The 15,792-nt window shown below is 68.4% G+C and carries 15 protein-coding genes; 9 read left to right on the top strand and 6 right to left on the bottom strand.

The genetic code is table 11. The features are described from left to right. Positions 1–3: 3 nt before the first annotated feature. The gene (locus QTH97_RS21095) at positions 4–1,227 is read right to left on the bottom strand and encodes a YbfB/YjiJ family MFS transporter (RefSeq protein WP_286570415.1); all 1,224 of its coding nucleotides are present in this window, start codon (positions 1,225–1,227) and stop codon (positions 4–6) included. A gap of 115 nt (positions 1,228–1,342) precedes the next feature. Here QTH97_RS21095 and QTH97_RS21100 point away from each other — a divergent pair, with 115 nt between their 5' ends. After that, positions 1,343–2,443, top strand: a complete 1,101-nt coding sequence (locus QTH97_RS21100; RefSeq protein ID WP_286570416.1) for an alkene reductase — start codon at positions 1,343–1,345, stop codon at positions 2,441–2,443. A gap of 113 nt (positions 2,444–2,556) precedes the next feature. Here the strand turns inward: QTH97_RS21100 and QTH97_RS21105 are convergent, their stop codons facing one another. Beyond that, positions 2,557–3,930, bottom strand: coding sequence for a sensor histidine kinase (locus QTH97_RS21105; protein ID WP_444813460.1), 1,374 nt, complete (start codon positions 3,928–3,930; stop codon positions 2,557–2,559). 2 nt (positions 3,931–3,932) lie between these two features. After that, positions 3,933–4,622 (bottom strand): response regulator transcription factor, encoded by a 690-nt coding sequence (locus QTH97_RS21110; protein WP_286570418.1) that lies wholly within the window; start codon positions 4,620–4,622, stop codon positions 3,933–3,935. 84 nt (positions 4,623–4,706) lie between these two features. Here QTH97_RS21110 and QTH97_RS21115 point away from each other — a divergent pair, with 84 nt between their 5' ends. The 6 genes from QTH97_RS21115 to QTH97_RS21140 all read left to right on the top strand — a co-directional run bounded on the left by QTH97_RS21115 (position 4,707) and on the right by QTH97_RS21140 (position 11,726). After that, positions 4,707–5,975, top strand: a complete 1,269-nt coding sequence (locus QTH97_RS21115) for a TolC family protein (RefSeq protein WP_286570419.1) — start codon at positions 4,707–4,709, stop codon at positions 5,973–5,975. Then, complete coding sequence (locus QTH97_RS21120; RefSeq protein WP_286570420.1) at positions 5,972–7,168, top strand: efflux RND transporter periplasmic adaptor subunit; 1,197 nt, start codon at positions 5,972–5,974, stop codon at positions 7,166–7,168. The genes QTH97_RS21115 and QTH97_RS21120 overlap by 4 nt, the downstream gene beginning before the upstream one ends. Then, positions 7,165–10,266, top strand: a complete 3,102-nt coding sequence (locus tag QTH97_RS21125) for an efflux RND transporter permease subunit (RefSeq protein WP_286570421.1) — start codon at positions 7,165–7,167, stop codon at positions 10,264–10,266. The genes QTH97_RS21120 and QTH97_RS21125 overlap by 4 nt, the downstream gene beginning before the upstream one ends. Then, positions 10,263–10,580 carry an acyl carrier protein gene (locus QTH97_RS21130; protein ID WP_286570422.1) on the top strand — a complete coding sequence of 106 codons (318 nt, stop codon included), beginning with the start codon at positions 10,263–10,265 and terminating at the stop codon, positions 10,578–10,580. Before QTH97_RS21125 ends, QTH97_RS21130 begins: the two co-directional genes overlap by 4 nt. A gap of 52 nt (positions 10,581–10,632) precedes the next feature. Further along, entirely contained in the window at positions 10,633–10,827 is a 195-nt protein-coding gene (locus QTH97_RS21135; protein WP_286570423.1) for a heavy-metal-associated domain-containing protein, read from the top strand. A 128-nt stretch (positions 10,828–10,955) separates the two neighbouring features. Next, positions 10,956–11,726: a TIGR04325 family methyltransferase gene (locus QTH97_RS21140; protein ID WP_286570424.1), complete on the top strand. Its 771-nt coding sequence runs from the start codon at positions 10,956–10,958 to the stop codon at positions 11,724–11,726. A gap of 33 nt (positions 11,727–11,759) precedes the next feature. Here QTH97_RS21140 and QTH97_RS21145 read toward each other — a convergent pair whose 3' ends face one another. Together QTH97_RS21145 and QTH97_RS21150 are read right to left on the bottom strand one after the other, a co-directional pair. Further along, complete coding sequence (locus QTH97_RS21145) at positions 11,760–11,897, bottom strand: hypothetical protein (protein ID WP_286570425.1); 138 nt, start codon at positions 11,895–11,897, stop codon at positions 11,760–11,762. A 31-nt stretch (positions 11,898–11,928) separates the two neighbouring features. Next, positions 11,929–12,897 carry a YcjF family protein gene (locus QTH97_RS21150; protein ID WP_286570426.1) on the bottom strand — a complete coding sequence of 323 codons (969 nt, stop codon included), beginning with the start codon at positions 12,895–12,897 and terminating at the stop codon, positions 11,929–11,931. Between the two features lie 74 nt (positions 12,898–12,971). Between QTH97_RS21150 and creB the strand changes: the two genes are divergently transcribed. Both creB and creC read left to right on the top strand, forming a co-directional pair. Next, positions 12,972–13,718, top strand: coding sequence for a two-component system response regulator CreB (creB, locus tag QTH97_RS21155; RefSeq protein ID WP_286570427.1), 747 nt, complete (start codon positions 12,972–12,974; stop codon positions 13,716–13,718). Further along, positions 13,715–15,154 carry a two-component system sensor histidine kinase CreC gene (creC, locus tag QTH97_RS21160; protein WP_286570428.1) on the top strand — a complete coding sequence of 480 codons (1,440 nt, stop codon included), beginning with the start codon at positions 13,715–13,717 and terminating at the stop codon, positions 15,152–15,154. Before creB ends, creC begins: the two co-directional genes overlap by 4 nt. On the opposite strand, the gene QTH97_RS21165 is transcribed toward creC, so the two are convergent. After that, positions 15,148–15,753: a hypothetical protein gene (locus QTH97_RS21165; RefSeq protein ID WP_286570429.1), complete on the bottom strand. Its 606-nt coding sequence runs from the start codon at positions 15,751–15,753 to the stop codon at positions 15,148–15,150. The genes creC and QTH97_RS21165 overlap by 7 nt on opposite strands. Positions 15,754–15,792: the final 39 nt, after the last annotated feature.

Genomic DNA, 15,792 nt, shown 5'->3' on the forward strand with positions numbered 1-15,792 from the left:
GTTTCACGAACCCGCCAGCGCCTTCTGCCGGGATGCCAGCAGCGCGCCGGCCCACAGCGTGATCGCGGAGGCGACCAGGCCCCGGGCCAGGCCGCCTTCGCCATCGGAGATCCAGCCGGTCACCGTGGGCCCCACGATCTGCCCCAGCGCGAAGGCGATCGTGAAGGCGCTGATGCCGGTCGCCCATTGCGCGGCCGGCAGGTTGTGGCGCACCAGTGCGGTCGTCGATGCCACCACCGACAGGAACACCGCGCCGAACAGCAGCCCCGAGGCCATCGCCACCGGCCACGACGGACTCAGCACCGGCAGCATCGTCGCAACGCCCAGCAAGGCGTTGAGCACCGCCTGCGGGCCGCCGCCCCGAAAACGGTCGAGAAGACCCGCCCACAGTCGCGACGAGGCCACGCACGCCACGCCGAGCAAGGCATAGAAGACGGTGATGTCGGCAGGCCTTGCCCCCTGCTCGCGCAGCAGCGCGATCACGAAGGTCATGTAGCCGATGTAGCCGGCACCGAAAAGCGTATAGCCCGCCAGCGCCCAGCCGAAGCGGCGCACGGGCGTCGACGAATGCGGCGCCGCGTCGACCGATGGCGAAGGCACGTGCGCGCGCGCCTCGGCGGGCAAGGCCCGCATCGCCAACGCCAGAACCGCCGTCGCGATGAAACTGGCCAGCGCCAGTGCCCACCATGCCCAGGCCCAGCCGTGCGGCTGGCTCGACGCAGCCTGCAGCACCGCCGGCACGAGCAGCGCCGACAACGTGATGCCCAGGCCCGTACCGCCGTAGTAAAGGCCCAGCAGAAAGCCGGAGCGCGACGGCTGCAAGGCGCCCAGCCGCGCCGCCAGCAAACCGCCCGCGACGAACACCCATGCACTCGCCAGGCCGGCGAGCAGCCGCTGCAGCAGCAGCGCGGGTGCCGAGGTGAAGAAGCCGCTCGCCACCATGAAGAGGCTGGCCCAAACCGCGCCGCCGACCAACAGGCGAACGGGTCCGAAGCGCCGCATCAAGCCCGGCGTCATCAGCGCGCCGAGCAGGTAGCCGGCCGCATTCGCGGTGTTCATGCCTCCTGCAAGTGTGTAGCTCCAGCCGAGGTCCGCGCGCATCGGCGGCAACAGCAAGCCGTAGGAAAAGCGCGTGATACCCAGCGAAACCGCCGCCCCCAGCGACAGCGCGAGCGCAAGGCGCAATGCCTGCGCGGGCGTGAGGGTGGCGGCGGTCGTATGGATCATGCGTGCGCGGCCATTCTGCGGCAACGCTTATCAGCAAATCGACAACCCCGCGACAGCGCGGTTGAAGAGCGGGGTTTACCCTTGCCTTCGTTCTCCACAACAGCAACTCAAAACAATGTCCTCCCTCTTCGATCCCGTGCAGGCCGGCGACCTGAAGCTGAGCAACCGCATCGTCATGGCGCCCCTCACGCGCAATCGCTCGCCCAACGCGGTCCCGCGCGACATCACGGCCACCTACTACGCACAGCGCGCCAGCGCAGGCCTCCTCATCACCGAAGCCACCGCCATCAGCCACCAGGGCCAGGGCTATGCGGACGTACCGGGTCTCTATGGCTCGGAACAGCTCGATGCCTGGAAGCGCGTCACCGACGCGGTGCACGCCGAGGGCGGCAAGATCGTCGTGCAGCTCTGGCACGTGGGCCGTGTCTCGCACGTGGAACTGCAGCCCGAGGGCGGCAAGCCCGTCGCGCCCTCCGCGATCACGGCCAAGACCAAGACCGTGCTCATCAAGAACGGCGTTCCCACCTTCACCGAGACGTCCGAGCCCCGCGCGCTCGATGCGAGCGAACTGCCCGGCATCGTCCACGCCTATGCCGCGGCCGCACGCAACGCGGTGGAGACCTCGGGCTTCGACGGCGTCGAGATCCATGGCGCCAACGGCTACCTGCTCGACCAGTTCCTCAAGACCGGCAGCAACAAGCGCACGGACGACTACGGCGGCAGCATCGAGAACCGTGCCCGGCTGCTGCTGGAAGTGACGCGCGCCGTGGTCGATGCCGTCGGCGGCGGAAAGACAGGCATCCGCCTGTCGCCCGTGACACCGGCCAACGATGCGCACGACGACAACCCGCAGCCGCTGTTCGACTACGTCGTCAAGCAGCTCGCACCGCTCAACCTCGCCTACATCCACATCATCGAAGGCGCCACCGGCGGCCCGCGCGAGATCGACGATCGCCCCTTCGACTACGAAGCCCTCAAGGCCGCCTATCGCCAGGCGGGCGGCAAGGCCGCATGGATGGTGAACAACGGCTACGACAAGCCGCTGGCCGAGGAAGCGCTGAAGGAAGGCGACGACCTCGTTGCCTTCGGCAAGCCCTTCATCTCCAACCCGGACCTGGTGCGTCGCCTGCGTGAGGGGACTCCCCTGAACGCGTGGGACAAGAACACGTTCTACGGCGGCGGCGAAGTCGGCTACATCGACTACCCGGCACTTTGAACTCGCCCCCAGGCTTGCCCACTTCGTGTGGCCGCCTACCCCCTACCGGGGGCAATCCCGGCGGGCCGGCGAAGCCGGCTCCGCGGGATTTCTGGCGAAGGCAGGAGGTTGCGTCAGGTTGAGGGGAAGGCTACGCTGACTCTCAGGCCGCCTTCATTCGATGCCTTCGCGAAGGCGAGTTCGGCGCCGAGCAGCTTCGCGTAGCGGGCGACGATCGCGAGTCCCAGACCTGCGCCCTGTCCGAGCTTCTGGCCGGCAGGGCCTTGCGCCCAGCGCTTCATCAGGTCGCGTTGCGCTTCGGGCGGGATGCCGGGGCCGTCGTCGACCACGGCCAGTGTGCGGCCCGCCAGTTCGATGGTGATGGTGCGTCCGCCGTAGCGCAGCGCGTTGTCGATCAGGTTGTCGAGGATCCCTTCGACCAGCGCTGCGTTCGCCTCCACCGTCACGGCCTCGTCGAGGCCCTGCGCGCCCAGATCCACCCCGTGGGCATCGGCCCGCGCCAGATGCCGCAGCACCGCCTGCTGCGCCAGGTCATCCAATCGCAGCGCTTCGCGCTGCAGGCCCGTGCGTCCTTCGTCGGCCAGCGCCAGAGCAAGCAACTGGTCCACCAGATGGCTCGCACGCGCCTGGCTCTCTGCGATGCTCTCCAGCTGTTCGCGCCACACCGAAGGCGACTGCTGCGCCAGCCCGTAGTCGGCCAGCGCACGAATGCCCGCGAGCGGCGTGCGCAGTTCATGCGCGACGTTGCCCGCGAACTCCCGCTGCGCGGAAGCGCTCTGCGCGAGCCGGTCCAGCAGCGCATTGAGCGTATCGCCCAACTGTTCGAGCTCGCGCGAGCTTCGCGCCACGGGCACGGGCGCGAGGTCGTGGGCATCGCGTTGTTCCAGCGTCTGGCGCAATTCACCGAGCGGGCGAAGCTCGCGGTCGATGCCGCGCCACAGCCAGGTCGCCAGCAGCGCGAGCAGCACGAACTGCGGGGCCAGCGAATAGACCAGCAGCCGCTCCACCAGCACCGCGCGGGCCCGCGTGGTCTGCGCGATCACCACGCGATAAGCGTTGGGCGCATCGTGGTTCAGCACCACCGCGCGCAGGTCCTTGCCCTGGTAGGTGACGCGCGAGAAGCGATAGCGTGCGCCCTCCTCCGGCTCGGGCGCCTGCAGCCCCGCATGGCCGGCGAGCAGCGATCCGTCGGGCCGCAGCACCGCGAAGAAGACGGTTTCTGATTGGTCGAACAGCACGCTGTTGACCTCGCGCGGCGACAGCAGCAATTCGATGTCGCGCTCGCCCGCCTGCACGTTGGCCGAGACGGCATAGGCATCGTCCAGCATCCCGCGATCGAAGGCCTGCTCGGTGAAGTAGTTCGCCACCACCAGGGCCACCGCGGTGCCCACCAGCCAGGTCAGGGCCAGCGGCAGCAGCACGCGCCGCAGCACGCGCGCGGTCAGCGAGGGCGCGGCGGCAGCGCCCGCCCCAGCCGTCGCGCGCACGCTCACACGTCCGCTTCCAGCAGATAGCCGATGCCGCGCAGTGTGCGGATCGCCGCGCCGCTGCCGACCAGCTTCTTGCGCAACCGGGAGATGAAAGCCTCCAGCGCGTTGTCGCCCAGCGACTCGTCGAAGGTCGACAGCTTGTCCGACAGCTCCCGCTTGCTGATCGTGCGGCCCGGCGGGCTCATCAGTTCCCAGAGCACCTCGAACTCGCGCGCGGGCAGGTCGAGCGGAATGCCGCCGACCGCGAAGCGGCGCGCCCGGCGATCGAGCCGCAGCTGCCCCAGCGTCGCGATGTCCTCCGTGCCCTGTGCGCGGCGCACCAGCGCGCGAAGGCGAGCCTCGACCTCGGCCAGGTCGAAGGGCTTGCCGAGGTAGTCGTCGGCGCCCGCGTCCAGGCCGGCGATGCGCTCGTCCGTGCGGTCGCGGGCCGTCAGCACCAGCACCGGCGTGCGGTCGCCGCGCGTGCGTGCATGGCGCAGCGCCGTCAGTCCGCTCGCGAGCCCGCTGGTCGGACTCGAGGTCGCGGGCAGGTTCAGGTCGAGCAGCACGGCGTCGAAGCGCTGCACGCGCCACAGGTGGTCGGCCTCCTCCACGCTCGCGGCGACGTCGACGCGGTGTCCCGCGTCCCCCAGGCTGCGCAACATCACGCCGCGCAGCACGGCGTCGTCTTCGACCAGGAGGATTCGCATGGGATGTGAGAAGTGAGGAGGTACGTGTTTTTACAACATGCGAGGGTCAGCACGCCGTCAGCACTCCGACGCGATAAACGGCCAATGAGGATACGACAGCAGGCCGCTTGCGCGGCCTTTTTCATGGGCGCCATGGCGATCGCGCCTGCGTGGGCGCAGACCTCGCAGCGCCTGCTCACGCTCGACGAAGTGCTGCGCGCGGCGCGCGACAACCCCGATGTGATGCTCTCGCGTCAGTCGCTCGCCGCAGCTCGCGCCGATGTGCTGGCCGCCGACCATGCGCCGCCACCGCTGCTCACCGCCAAGTCCAGCACGATCGACCTGCAGAACGGTGTCGGCGGCGGCGACATCGGCCGCAAGCGGGTCGACAACTCGCTCGGCATCGACTGGACCTGGGAGCGCGGCGGCAAGCGCAGCGCCCGCACCACGGCGGCCGAACGTGCGGCCGACGCGGCGCTTGCCGACGTCGACGACGTGCAGGTGCAGCAGCTGATCGCAGCGGGCAGCGCCTTCTTCGACCTGCTCGGCGCGCAGGAGCGCATCGTCGAAGTGAACGCCGTCGAGCGCAGCGCCCAGCAGCTCTCGGATGCCTCGGCGCGGCGCGTCCAGGCCGGCGACCTGCCCGCGCAGGAAGCGGCACGCACGGCCATCGAGGCGCAGCGCAGTCGCGTCGACCTGCGTGCGGCCGAACTCGACCGCGAGCGCGCGCAGATCTCCCTCACGCAATTGCTCGGGCCGGGCGCGGCGGTCCGCGGCCTGGCTGCCAACGCGGACTGGCCCGCGCTGACCCTGCCGGCGGGCGACACCGACCTCGATGCCCTCGTCGACGCGCGCTCCGACGTGCGCGCCGCGCAGGCACGCGTCGCCTCCACCGACGCCGCACTGGCGGCTGCGCAGGCACAGCGCAGCGCCGACGTCGTCTGGGGCGTCTCGCTCGACCGCTACCCGGGCACATCCAATCGCCTGCTCGAAGTCCGCGCCGTCGTGCCGCTGCACTGGGGCTACCAGTTCGAGGGCGAGATCGGGCGCGCCCAGGCGGTCTACACGCAGGCGCAGGACGCGCTGGCCCGCAAGCGGCACGACGCGAAGCTGGAACTCCAGCGCCTGCGCGACGAGGCCGAGGCGAATGCGCGCCGGCTGCAGATCTTCGAGAAGGACATCCTCGCCAGCGCACGCCAGGTCGCAGACAACGCCGAGCTGGCCTACCGCAAGGGCGCGATGTCGCTCAGCGACCTCCTCGATGCGCGGCGCACGCTGCGTGCCACCCAGCTTGATGCGATCGCCGCGCGCGTCGACCACGCCAAGGCCGCATTGGCCTGGCGCCTGCGAACCCAACCCATGCCCACGCCATGAACGCCCTTCTTCCCCCGCCCGTGCGCCCGCTGCTGCTCGCCGCGCTGGTCGCGTTGACGCTCGCCGCCTGCGGCGATCGCAACGCACCGGTCGCCGAGGCCGAGCCGCCATCCCCGATCGTCCAGAACAACCAGATCCGCTTCGCGCCCGACCATCCGCAACTCAAGCTGCTCACGCTCACGGCGGCTGCGCCCGGAAAGAGCGTCCGAACCGAACTGCCCGCGCGCCTCATCTGGAACGAGGAGCGCACGCAGCGCATCTACGCGCCCTTCGCCGGCCGCGTCACTGCGATCAAGGCCGACATCGGCCAGCCGGTGCAGCCCGGCACGGTGCTCGCCCAACTCGCGTCGCCCGATTTCGGGATCGCGCAGGCCGACACCGCGAAAGCGCAGGCCGACGTGTCGTTCGCACGCAAGAACCTGCAGCGGCAACGCGAACTCTTCGAGGCCGGCATCGTCGCGAGGAAGGACCTCGAACAGGCCGAAGCCGACGCTGCCCGCTCGCAGGCCGAGGTCGCGCGCGCCGGTGCACGCACTGCGATGTACGGCGGCGGCGGCGGCGTCAACCAGCGGCTCGCCATCCAGTCGGCCATCGCCGGCGCGGTGGTGGAGCGCAATCTCAATCCCGGCCAGGAGCTGCGGCCCGACCAGTCGGGCGTGGGCGTGCCGCCGCTCTTCGTGGTGAGCGATCCGACCTCGCTCTGGGTGCAGATCGATGCGCGCGAGTCCGAGGTCGCCACGCTGCGCCCCGGCGCGGTCTTCCAGCTCAGGGTGGCCGCGCTGCCCGGCGAGAATTTCGAGGGCTACGTGACCGCCACGGCCGACTTCATCGACCCCGCGAGCCGCACCATCAAGGTCCGCGGCATCGTGCCCAACCCCGATCGCAAGCTGAAGGCCGAGATGCTGGCGACTGCCCAGTTCGAGCGCATGCTGGGGTCGGGCGGCGTCGTGGTGCCTGCATCGGCGGTCATCCTTCGGGGTGCCCAGCATTCGGTGCTGATCCAGGTGCAGCCCGGCGTGTTCGAGCCGCGCGAAGTGCGCATCGGCTATTCGGGCCCGGCTGAGATCGTGCTCTCGAGCGGCCTGGAGGTCGGCGAGATGGTGGTGAGCGAGAACGCGCTCCTCCTTGCGCGCGAACTCCGCCAGGCGCAGGACACGGCCGCCGCCAACGTGGTCGGCACGGGCAAGCCATGAAGCGCCTCATCCAGTACGCGCTCCACCAACCGCTCTTCATCGTGCTGGGCACGCTGCTGTTTGCGCTGGCGGGCGTGGTCGCCTTCAAGAATCTCTCGGTGGAAGCCTTCCCGGACGTGACGGACACGCAGGTCACGGTGATCGCGCTCTATCCGGGCCGAGCGGCGGAAGAGGTCGAGAAGCAGGTCACCTTGCCGATCGAGGTGGCGCTCTCGGGTCTGCCCAATGCCATTCGCGTGTTCTCGCACACGCAGTTCGGACTGTCGTTCACCGTCGTCACCTACGACGACGCGGCCAAGGTGCAGGACGTGCGCCAGCAGGTCAACGAGCGCCTGCGCGGCGTCGACCTGCCTGCGGGCGTGGACGCGGACATCGCACCCAACGCCACGCCGGTCGGCGAAATCATGCGCTATCGGCTACGCGGCGACGGCCTCTCGACCACGGAGCTGCGCAGCATCGAGGACTGGACCGTCGAGCGCCAGTTGCGCCAGGTCCCCGGCGTTGCCGACGTGGTGGCGATGGGCGGCTTCATCAAGCAGTACGAAGTCCAGCCCGATCTCGACAAGCTGCGCGCCTACAAGCTCAGCTTCCAGAACCTGCTCGACGCGCTGGGCCGGGGCAATTCGAACGCGGGCGGCAGCTATGTGGCGCAGGGCGCGCAGCAATACGCGATCCGAGGCATCGGCCTGCTGCGCTCGGCCGACGACATCGGCCGCATCGTGGTGTCGGCACGCGGCGCCACCCCGGTCCTCGTGCGCGACGTGGCCAGGGTGGAAGTCGGCGCGGTGCCCCGTCTGGGCACTGTGGGCCAGGACCTCGACGACGACGTGGTCACCGGTATCGTGGTCATGCGCAAGGGCGAGAACCCGAGCGTCGTGCTGAAGGGCGTGAAGGAAAAGATCGCCCAGCTGAATGCGCGCGGCATGCCGCCCGGCGTGCAGATCGTGCCCTTCTACGACCGGACCTGGCTCATGGGCAAGACGCTGGCGACCGTGTTCCGCAACCTCGTCGAAGGTGCGCTGCTGGTCTCGCTGGTGCTGTACCTGTTCCTGTCGAACCTGCGCGCCAGCCTCGCCGTCGTGGCGGTGATCCCGCTGGCACTGCTCGCGACCTTCCTGGGCCTGAAGATCATGGGCGTGCCGGCCAACCTGCTGAGCCTGGGCGCCATGGACTTCGGCATCATCGTGGACGGCGCGGTGATCGTGATCGAGAACATCATGCATCGCCTCTCCCAGAAGCCGGAGACGATGAGCGAGGACGAACGCCGCAGCACCATCGTCGAGGCAGCCACCGAAGTCGGACGGCCCACGCTGTTCTCGATGCTGATCATCATCGCGGCGCACATCCCCATCTTTGCGCTGCAGCGGCACGAGGGGCGCATCTTCCAGCCGATGGCGCTGTCCGTCACCACCGCGCTGATCGGCTCGCTCGTGTTCTCGCTCACCCTGGTGCCGCTGCTCGCTTTCCGCATGCTGCGGCGCAAGCTGCCGCATGGCGACAACCGCGTGGTCGCGGCCAGCAAGCGCTTCTACGCACCGGTGCTCGACTGGGCGCTGGCCCATCGCACGAAGGTGGTCGCCATCGCGCTCGGCGTGTTCGCGCTGGCGCTGGTCGCCGCCTCCCGGCTCGGCTCGGAGTTCCTGCCCGAACTCAACGAAGGCACCATCTGGGTCAACCTGCGGCTGCCGGCCAGCGTCTCCAACGACGAGGCCGCGCGCATCCTGCGCAACGTGCGCAAGGCGCTGCTCACCGTGCCGGAAGTGCGGACCACGGTCTCCAAGGCCGGCCAGCCCGAGGACGGCACCGACCCCAAGACCATCAGCATGGCGGAGATCTTCGTCGACGTGAAACCCACGGACGAATGGCGCAAGGGGCTCACCCGGGAGCAGCTCATCGACGAGATGGACCGTGCCGTCTCGGCGCTTCCCGGCATGGAGCCGTCTTTCTCTCAGCCGATCCGCGACAACGTGCTCGAGTCGATCTCCCAGATCGACGGGCAGATCGTCATCAAGGTGTCGGGCGACGACCTCGGTGTCCTGCGCCGCATCACGGAGTCGATCGAGCACGAGGTCAAGCAGGTCCCCGGCGTGTTCCGCGCAGAGATCGACCGCCTCGGCGACCTGCCGCAGCTGGTGGTCGACATCGACCGCGAGCGCGCCGCCCGCTACGGGCTCAACGTGAACGACGTGCAGGACGTGATCGAGGCCGCGCTGGCCGGCAAGTCGGCCACCTACCTCTGGGAGGGCGAGCGCAAGTTCTCGGTCGCCGTGCGTCTGCCGCAGGCGCGCCGCGCCATCGCGACGCTGGGGGCCACGCCGATCGCCACGGCCGACGGCAACTACACCACGCTCGGCGCGGTCGCCAACATCCGCGAAACGAGCGGCGCCATGAACATCGCGCGCGAGGCGGGGCGCCGCACGATGGCCATCGGCATCTTCATCAAGGACCGCGACATGGGCTCGGTGGTGAAGGACATGCAGGCGCGCGTCGCCCAGAACGTCAAGCTGCCGGCCAGCTACACCGTCGGCTGGTCGGGCGAGTTCGAGAACCAGGAGCGTGCGATGTCGCGGCTCGCGGTGGTCGTGCCGATCTCGCTGCTGCTGATCTTCGTGCTGCTCTTCGACGCCTTCAAGTCGCTCAAGATGGCCTCGCTCATCCTGCTGAACGTGCCGCTCGCGTTGATCGGGGGATTCGTGGCGCTCTATGTGCTGGATATTCCGCTGTCCGTCTCGGCGGCCATCGGCTTCATCGCGCTCTCGGGCCAGTCCGTGCTCAACGGGGTGGTGATGCTCTCGGTGTTCCAGCAACTGCGCAACGAAGGCCTCGGCGTGCTGGAGGCCGCGCGCGAAGGCTCCATGCAGCGCCTGCGCACCGTGCTGATGACCGCCCTGCTCGCCGCGCTGGGCCTGCTGCCCATGGCGCTGTCGCACGACATCGGCTCGGAAACCCAGCGCCCGCTCGCGATCGTGGTGATCGGCGGTCTCTTCACTGCGACGCTGCTCACGCTGGTGGTGCTGCCCGCACTCTACGTCGCCTGGTTCGCACCGAGGTCGAAATCAGCGCCGCGCACCGTGGCGGCCTCGGAGGCAGCGACATGAACGAGCCGTTCACCCTCACACCCAAGGAGTTTCAGACCGTGAACTCGCCGACCTTCAACACCATCGCAACCATCCTGGAAACCGACTTCCACCTTCCGCGGGACGCGCTCCGGCCCAACGTGGCCCTGGACCAGCTCGGCCTCCAGCCGCTCGAACAGCTGGAGCTGGTCTTTGCCGTCGAGGACGCCTTCCGGCTTCGCATTCCCGGCGCCATGCTCGACCCGCGCCGTGGCTGCATCACCCTGCAGCAGCTGTGCGAGGTGGTCGAAGGCACCCACGCCCCGGTGTCCCAGCGTCCCCTCGCTGGACATTGACATCGTGAGAAGGTTCAAACTGGCGGCTCATTCATACGAAGGAGCAACCACGATGAGCCAGAAGTTCCAGGTCACGGGAATGAGCTGCGGCCATTGCGTCAGCATGGTGGAGCAGGCGGTACACACCATCGATCCAGAGGCGCAGGTCACGGTCGACCTCGAAACCGGTCACGTCGACGTGCTGAGCGGACACCCGCGACAGGACATCATCCTGGCGATCGAAAACGCCGGCTACAAAGCCCAGTAGCGGCGCTCCGGCGGGCCGTCGCGGCTTGAAAACGAGAAGGAACGCGCAAATCGATTCAAATAGTTGAATACTTTGTGTTTCAAAGTGCAAAATGCGTAGGCAATTCACATTGACGCCAAAGAGGTCCCATGCTGTCGAGTCTGATGCCCTCCTCCGTTCGGGAAGCCGCGTACCGCCGCAAGTTCCTGGAGAACCGTGAAGAGAATCTCTTCATGGGCTCTTTCGAGAGTTTTGCGGACGCCGAAGCCCACGCGCCGCCGACCAAGGCCGTCGGCTATGACAACGCCGAAGCGGCCAAGACGCTCTACAGCCATCAGGTCTACTTCTACGACTACCCGGGCCTGTTCTGGCTGGGCCGCGCGCTGGAAGAAGGCATGCGCAGCGTGTTCGACCTGGGCGGCCACGTCGGCATCAAGTACTACGCGTTCCGGCGCATGCTGCCCTATCCCAACGACCTGCGCTGGACCGTCTGCGACGTGCCCGGTGTCGTGCGGACGGGCCAGGACCTGGCGGTACAGCGCGAGGTGACCCAGCAGTTGGACTTCACCACCGACTTCAACGATGCCACGGGCTATGACGTGCTCTACGCCTCTGGCAGCCTGCAGTACTTGCCCTTGCGCATCTCCGAGATCATCGCGGCGCTGCCGGCCAAGCCCCGGCGCATCATCATCAACACGGCGGCGGTGCACGAGCAGAAGACGCTCTACACGCTCAACAGCATCGGCTTTGCGGTCTGCCCCTACCGCATCCAGCATTACGACGCGCTGCTGGCAGAACTCGCCGCGGCCGGCTACAAGCGGCGCGATGCCTGGCGCAACGAGGGCAAGCCGATCGAGGTGCCGTTCGTCGAGGGTGGGGACAAGGCGTTCTATGCGGGGTGCTGCTTCGATCTGCATTGAATGTGCCCGCCGCGCCGGGCCAGGACGCCCGCGTCAGGCGTTCCATGGCTGAGCAGCGACGATCGCAATGCCCTCGTAGCTGCCCAGCGGCAGCAGGTCTCGCCGGTCGCCGCGCGACCACAACGACCAGCCGACGCAGATCGCCCACGATGTGCCTTGTTTGGCCAACATGTCGGGCAATGTCTCGGAGTCGGCGCCCAGGCTAGGCGCCGCGCACCATCGACAGGATCTTTCCCGCATCCAGCGTACGCGCCTTGTCCTGCATTGCGGGCAGGTAGCGCGACTGCAGCCCCTGCGCCTCCTGCGTCACATTGGCGAACGTGTCCTTCAGCATCTGCGTCGACAGCGTGCGGCCGCCGGCGTAGTAGCGCTTGGCGACGTGGCCCAGCGCATAGGTGGTCGCGAAGCTCATGCCCGAACTCACTGCCTGCTTGCCGACGCCGCGCAGCAAGCCGCCGCCGACCTTGCCCAGCAGCCCGCCGAGCAGCTTGCGGCCGGCCTGCTCCAGGTACTGCGAGGTCAGGCCCACGCCGACCGTCGCCAGGAAGTCCTTCACGTGCCCGCTGTCGAGCTGGTAGCCGTAGGCTTGGCCGATGCGGTAGACCAGCTTCATCTGCAGCGGAATGATCGCCATGGTCGACAGCGTCTCGGGCAGCAGTTCGAGCGCGCCGTTGAGGATCGCCGCGTTGAGGATCGCCTGGTCGAGTTCCGCGTCAGGCACCGTCGAAGCGGCCCGCGGGCTGCCTGCCGAGACAGGAGCGGGTAAGGGAGCGGGCACGGCCGCCGGCGCCAGCGGCACGGCGGCGATGGCTTCGGCTTCCTGCTCGAACTTCTGCGCGGCCGGCGTGTCGAGCTGCAGGGCATTGCGCACCTGCGCCAGGAACTTGCGCTCGGCCTCGGACTGCGTGCCATCGGCGTCGCACACGCACACGGCCATTTCGTAGGCGAGCTGCCGCGAATCTTCGCCCTGCAACTGCGCCGCCACGTCGGCCAGCGTCACACGCTTCATCAGCACGTCCTGGTACAGCATGGGCAGTTGGACGCCGTCGGCCTGCGAGAGACCTTCGGCGATGCGCTTGATCTCGGCGCGCTCGCGCTCATGCTTCTCACCGTCGACGAAGGCGGCCAGCAGGCTCAGCGTCACGATGGATCGGGTTTCGGATGGGCTCACACGTACCTCCTGAGTGTTCGACCCCGTTCGTTTCCTTCTCGGCGCAAAGGTTCCGGCCCGCTACCATCCGGACCATGCTCGCCCACCCGCGGATCCTCATCGCCGAAGACGAATCCGGCATCGCCGACACCCTGCAATACGTGCTGCGCACCGACGGTTTCGTGCCCGTGTGGTGCCCCACCGCCGAGGAGGCGATCGCGCAGTTCACCGCCGAGCCGCCGGCGCTCGCCATTCTCGACGTGGGCCTGCCCGACATGAACGGCTTCGAGCTGTTCAAGCGACTGCAGAAGCTGCCGTCCGGCGGCGAGGTGCCGATGCTTTTCCTCACGGCGCGCAGCGACGAGATCGATCGCGTGGTCGGCCTCGAACTCGGCGCCGACGACTACATCGCCAAGCCTTTCTCCCCGCGCGAACTCGTGGCCCGCGTGCGGACCATCCTGCGGCGCAGCGGACGCACCGGACAAGGCCCGATGACGGCTGCTGCGGCCACGCCCGCCGCCGCCAGCACGCCTTCGCCGATGCCCTTCGCGCTCGACGTCGATCGCATGCAGATCCGCTACTACGGCCGCCTGCTCGAACTCTCGCGCTACGAATACGGGCTGCTGCGCCTCATGGTCCAGCGCCCCGGCCGGGTGTTCACGCGCGACGAACTGCTGAGCCTCGTCTGGGACGAGGCGAGCGACAGCTTCGACCGCACCGTGGACGCCCACATCAAGACGCTGCGCGCCAAGCTCAAGGCCGTCGCGCCCGAGGTCGAGCCGATCCGCACGCTGCGCGGCACCGGCTACGCGCTCAACGAAGAGCTGCCGCCGAGCGTGTGACCCGTAGAACCCGCATCTTCATCGGCATCCTGCTGATCTACACGGCGGGCATCGCCTTCCTGCTTTATCGCGTCGTCGCCGACATCGACCCGCGCTACCGAGAATCGGCCGAGGAATCGCTGGTCGAGACATCCCAGCTGCTCGCCAGCCTGATCGAGCAGGACGCGATCGCCGGCGCGATCAACACCGCGCGGCTGGAGCCGCTGTTCCGCTCCGTCTACGCGCGCCAGTTCTCGGCGCAGATCTACAACCTGCACAAGAGCCACGTCGAGCTGCGCGTGTACGTCACCGACCGCAACGGCCGCGTGCTCTTCGACTCGATGGGCCGCAGCACCGGCGCCGATTACTCGCAACGCAGCGACGTGAGCCGCTCGCTCGCCGGCGTGTATGGCGCGCGCACCTCGCGCGACATCTCGGGCGATCCGCTGACCTCGGTGATGTACGTCGGCGCGCCGATTCGCTGGGACAACGAGATCGTCGGCATGGTCAGCGTGGGCAAGCCGGTGCAGAGCTTCGGCCAGTTCGTGCAGGATGCGCGTGCGCGCACGCTGTGGGTCGGTGTGGGTTCTGCCTTCGCGCTGCTGGTGCTGGCGATCATCGTGTCCATCTGGCTGGTGCGGCCCTTCGGGCTGATCTCCGACTACTTCGGCTGGCTGCGCAGCCAGCGCGACCTGAGCCTGTCGCGCATGGTGCGCCGCGCGGTGGACACGCTGCGCAGCGGCGTGCACGAGATGCGCGACGCGCTCACCGGCCGCAACTACGTCGCCGACTACGTGCAGACCTTCACGCACGAGATCAAGAGCCCGCTGTCGGCGATCCGCGGCGCGGCCGAGCTGATCCAGGAGCCGTCGATGCCGCAGGCGGAGCGCGAGCGCTTCCTCGGCAACATCGCGCACGAGACGCAGCGCATCCAGGAGATCGTCGACCGCATGATGGAGCTCACCGCGCTCGAGACGCGGCGTGCGCTGGAACGCATCGAGAACGTCGCGCTGGCGCCGCTGCTGCAGGACGTCGGAGCCGGCGCGCAGGCCGCTGCGGCCGCTCGCGACATCCGCATCAACGTGGTCATCCACAACGAAGCGCGCGTCGAGGGCGACCCCTTCCTGCTGCGCCGCGCGGTGAGCAACCTGCTCGACAACGCGATCGATTTCTCACCCTCCGGCGCCGAGGTGCTGCTCGCGCTGGAGACGAGTTCGCGCCAGGCCCGGATCAGCGTGCGCGACCGCGGCAAGGGCATCCCGGACTACGCCAAGGACAAGGTGTTCGAGAAGTTCTATTCGCTTGCGCGCCCGCACAACCAGAAGAAGAGCACGGGCCTCGGCCTCGCCTTCGTGAAGGAGATCGCGACGCTGCATCGCGGCCGCGTCGAACTGGCGAACGCGCCACGCGGCGGCGCGCTCGCCACCCTCACGCTGCCGCTGCTCTCACATCACTGACCGATCAACGCGCGGTAGGCATTGCGCGTCTGCGGGCTCACCGCGTCGAGCACCTGCTGGTACGAGGTCTTGTGCCGCGCCAGCAGCCGCGCCGAAGCGATCGTCCTCGACTTGCAGAACCAGTGGCAGGTGTGTTGCATGAGGAAGAGCTCGGCCGACATGGTGAAGGCCTTGGCCTTCGCGGAGCGGCCCGCGCTGTTCTTCATGACTTCCGTGATGCCGCGCGCGTGGATCGCGAAGGCCTTGCGCAGGTCGAAGGTGGCGCCCGGAAACAGCCGGTGCGCGAAGGGGATGGCCACCGGGAACTTGCTCACGCGCGTTTCCCGTTCGGCGACGTGGGAGAACTCGGTGGCGAAGTTGTCGAACTGCGCCGATAGCTTTGCCTCGGTGGTGTCGAGCAGTGCCCAGACCTGCTCGCGGCGTGCGGGGTCGTCTTCGCCGAGGCAGCGCAGGTAGCCCTCGGTGAGGTTCTCCATCAGCTTCTCGATCTGGTAGTTGCCCAGATGGCTGCCCAGCAGCGCAATGCGGCGCTTCTGGTCGTGGGACTTGAGCATGTAGGCGCCGATGACGATCAGCGCCATCAGGGTGAGAGATTCCATGGCTGCGTTCGGAGGGTGTCTCAGACGACGGAGAAAAAT

The sequence above is a fragment of the Variovorax gracilis genome (assembly GCF_030317115.1).
Classification (GTDB): Bacteria; Pseudomonadota; Gammaproteobacteria; order Burkholderiales; family Burkholderiaceae_C; genus Variovorax; species Variovorax gracilis.

Coding starts and splice junctions, on each gene's coding strand:
- QTH97_RS21110 (WP_286570418.1), bottom strand. CDS start 4,622: ATGCGAATCCTCCTGGTCGAAGACGACGCCGTGCTGCGCGGCGTGATG.
- QTH97_RS21120 (WP_286570420.1), top strand. CDS start 5,972: ATGAACGCCCTTCTTCCCCCGCCCGTGCGCCCGCTGCTGCTCGCCGCG.
- QTH97_RS21100 (WP_286570416.1), top strand. CDS start 1,343: ATGTCCTCCCTCTTCGATCCCGTGCAGGCCGGCGACCTGAAGCTGAGC.
- QTH97_RS21145 (WP_286570425.1), bottom strand. CDS start 11,897: ATGTTGGCCAAACAAGGCACATCGTGGGCGATCTGCGTCGGCTGGTCG.
- QTH97_RS21125 (WP_286570421.1), top strand. CDS start 7,165: ATGAAGCGCCTCATCCAGTACGCGCTCCACCAACCGCTCTTCATCGTG.
- QTH97_RS21115 (WP_286570419.1), top strand. CDS start 4,707: ATGAGGATACGACAGCAGGCCGCTTGCGCGGCCTTTTTCATGGGCGCC.
- QTH97_RS21135 (WP_286570423.1), top strand. CDS start 10,633: ATGAGCCAGAAGTTCCAGGTCACGGGAATGAGCTGCGGCCATTGCGTC.
- QTH97_RS21165 (WP_286570429.1), bottom strand. CDS start 15,753: ATGGAATCTCTCACCCTGATGGCGCTGATCGTCATCGGCGCCTACATG.
- QTH97_RS21140 (WP_286570424.1), top strand. CDS start 10,956: ATGCTGTCGAGTCTGATGCCCTCCTCCGTTCGGGAAGCCGCGTACCGC.
- creB (WP_286570427.1), top strand. CDS start 12,972: ATGCTCGCCCACCCGCGGATCCTCATCGCCGAAGACGAATCCGGCATC.
- QTH97_RS21095 (WP_286570415.1), bottom strand. CDS start 1,227: ATGATCCATACGACCGCCGCCACCCTCACGCCCGCGCAGGCATTGCGC.
- QTH97_RS21130 (WP_286570422.1), top strand. CDS start 10,263: ATGAACGAGCCGTTCACCCTCACACCCAAGGAGTTTCAGACCGTGAAC.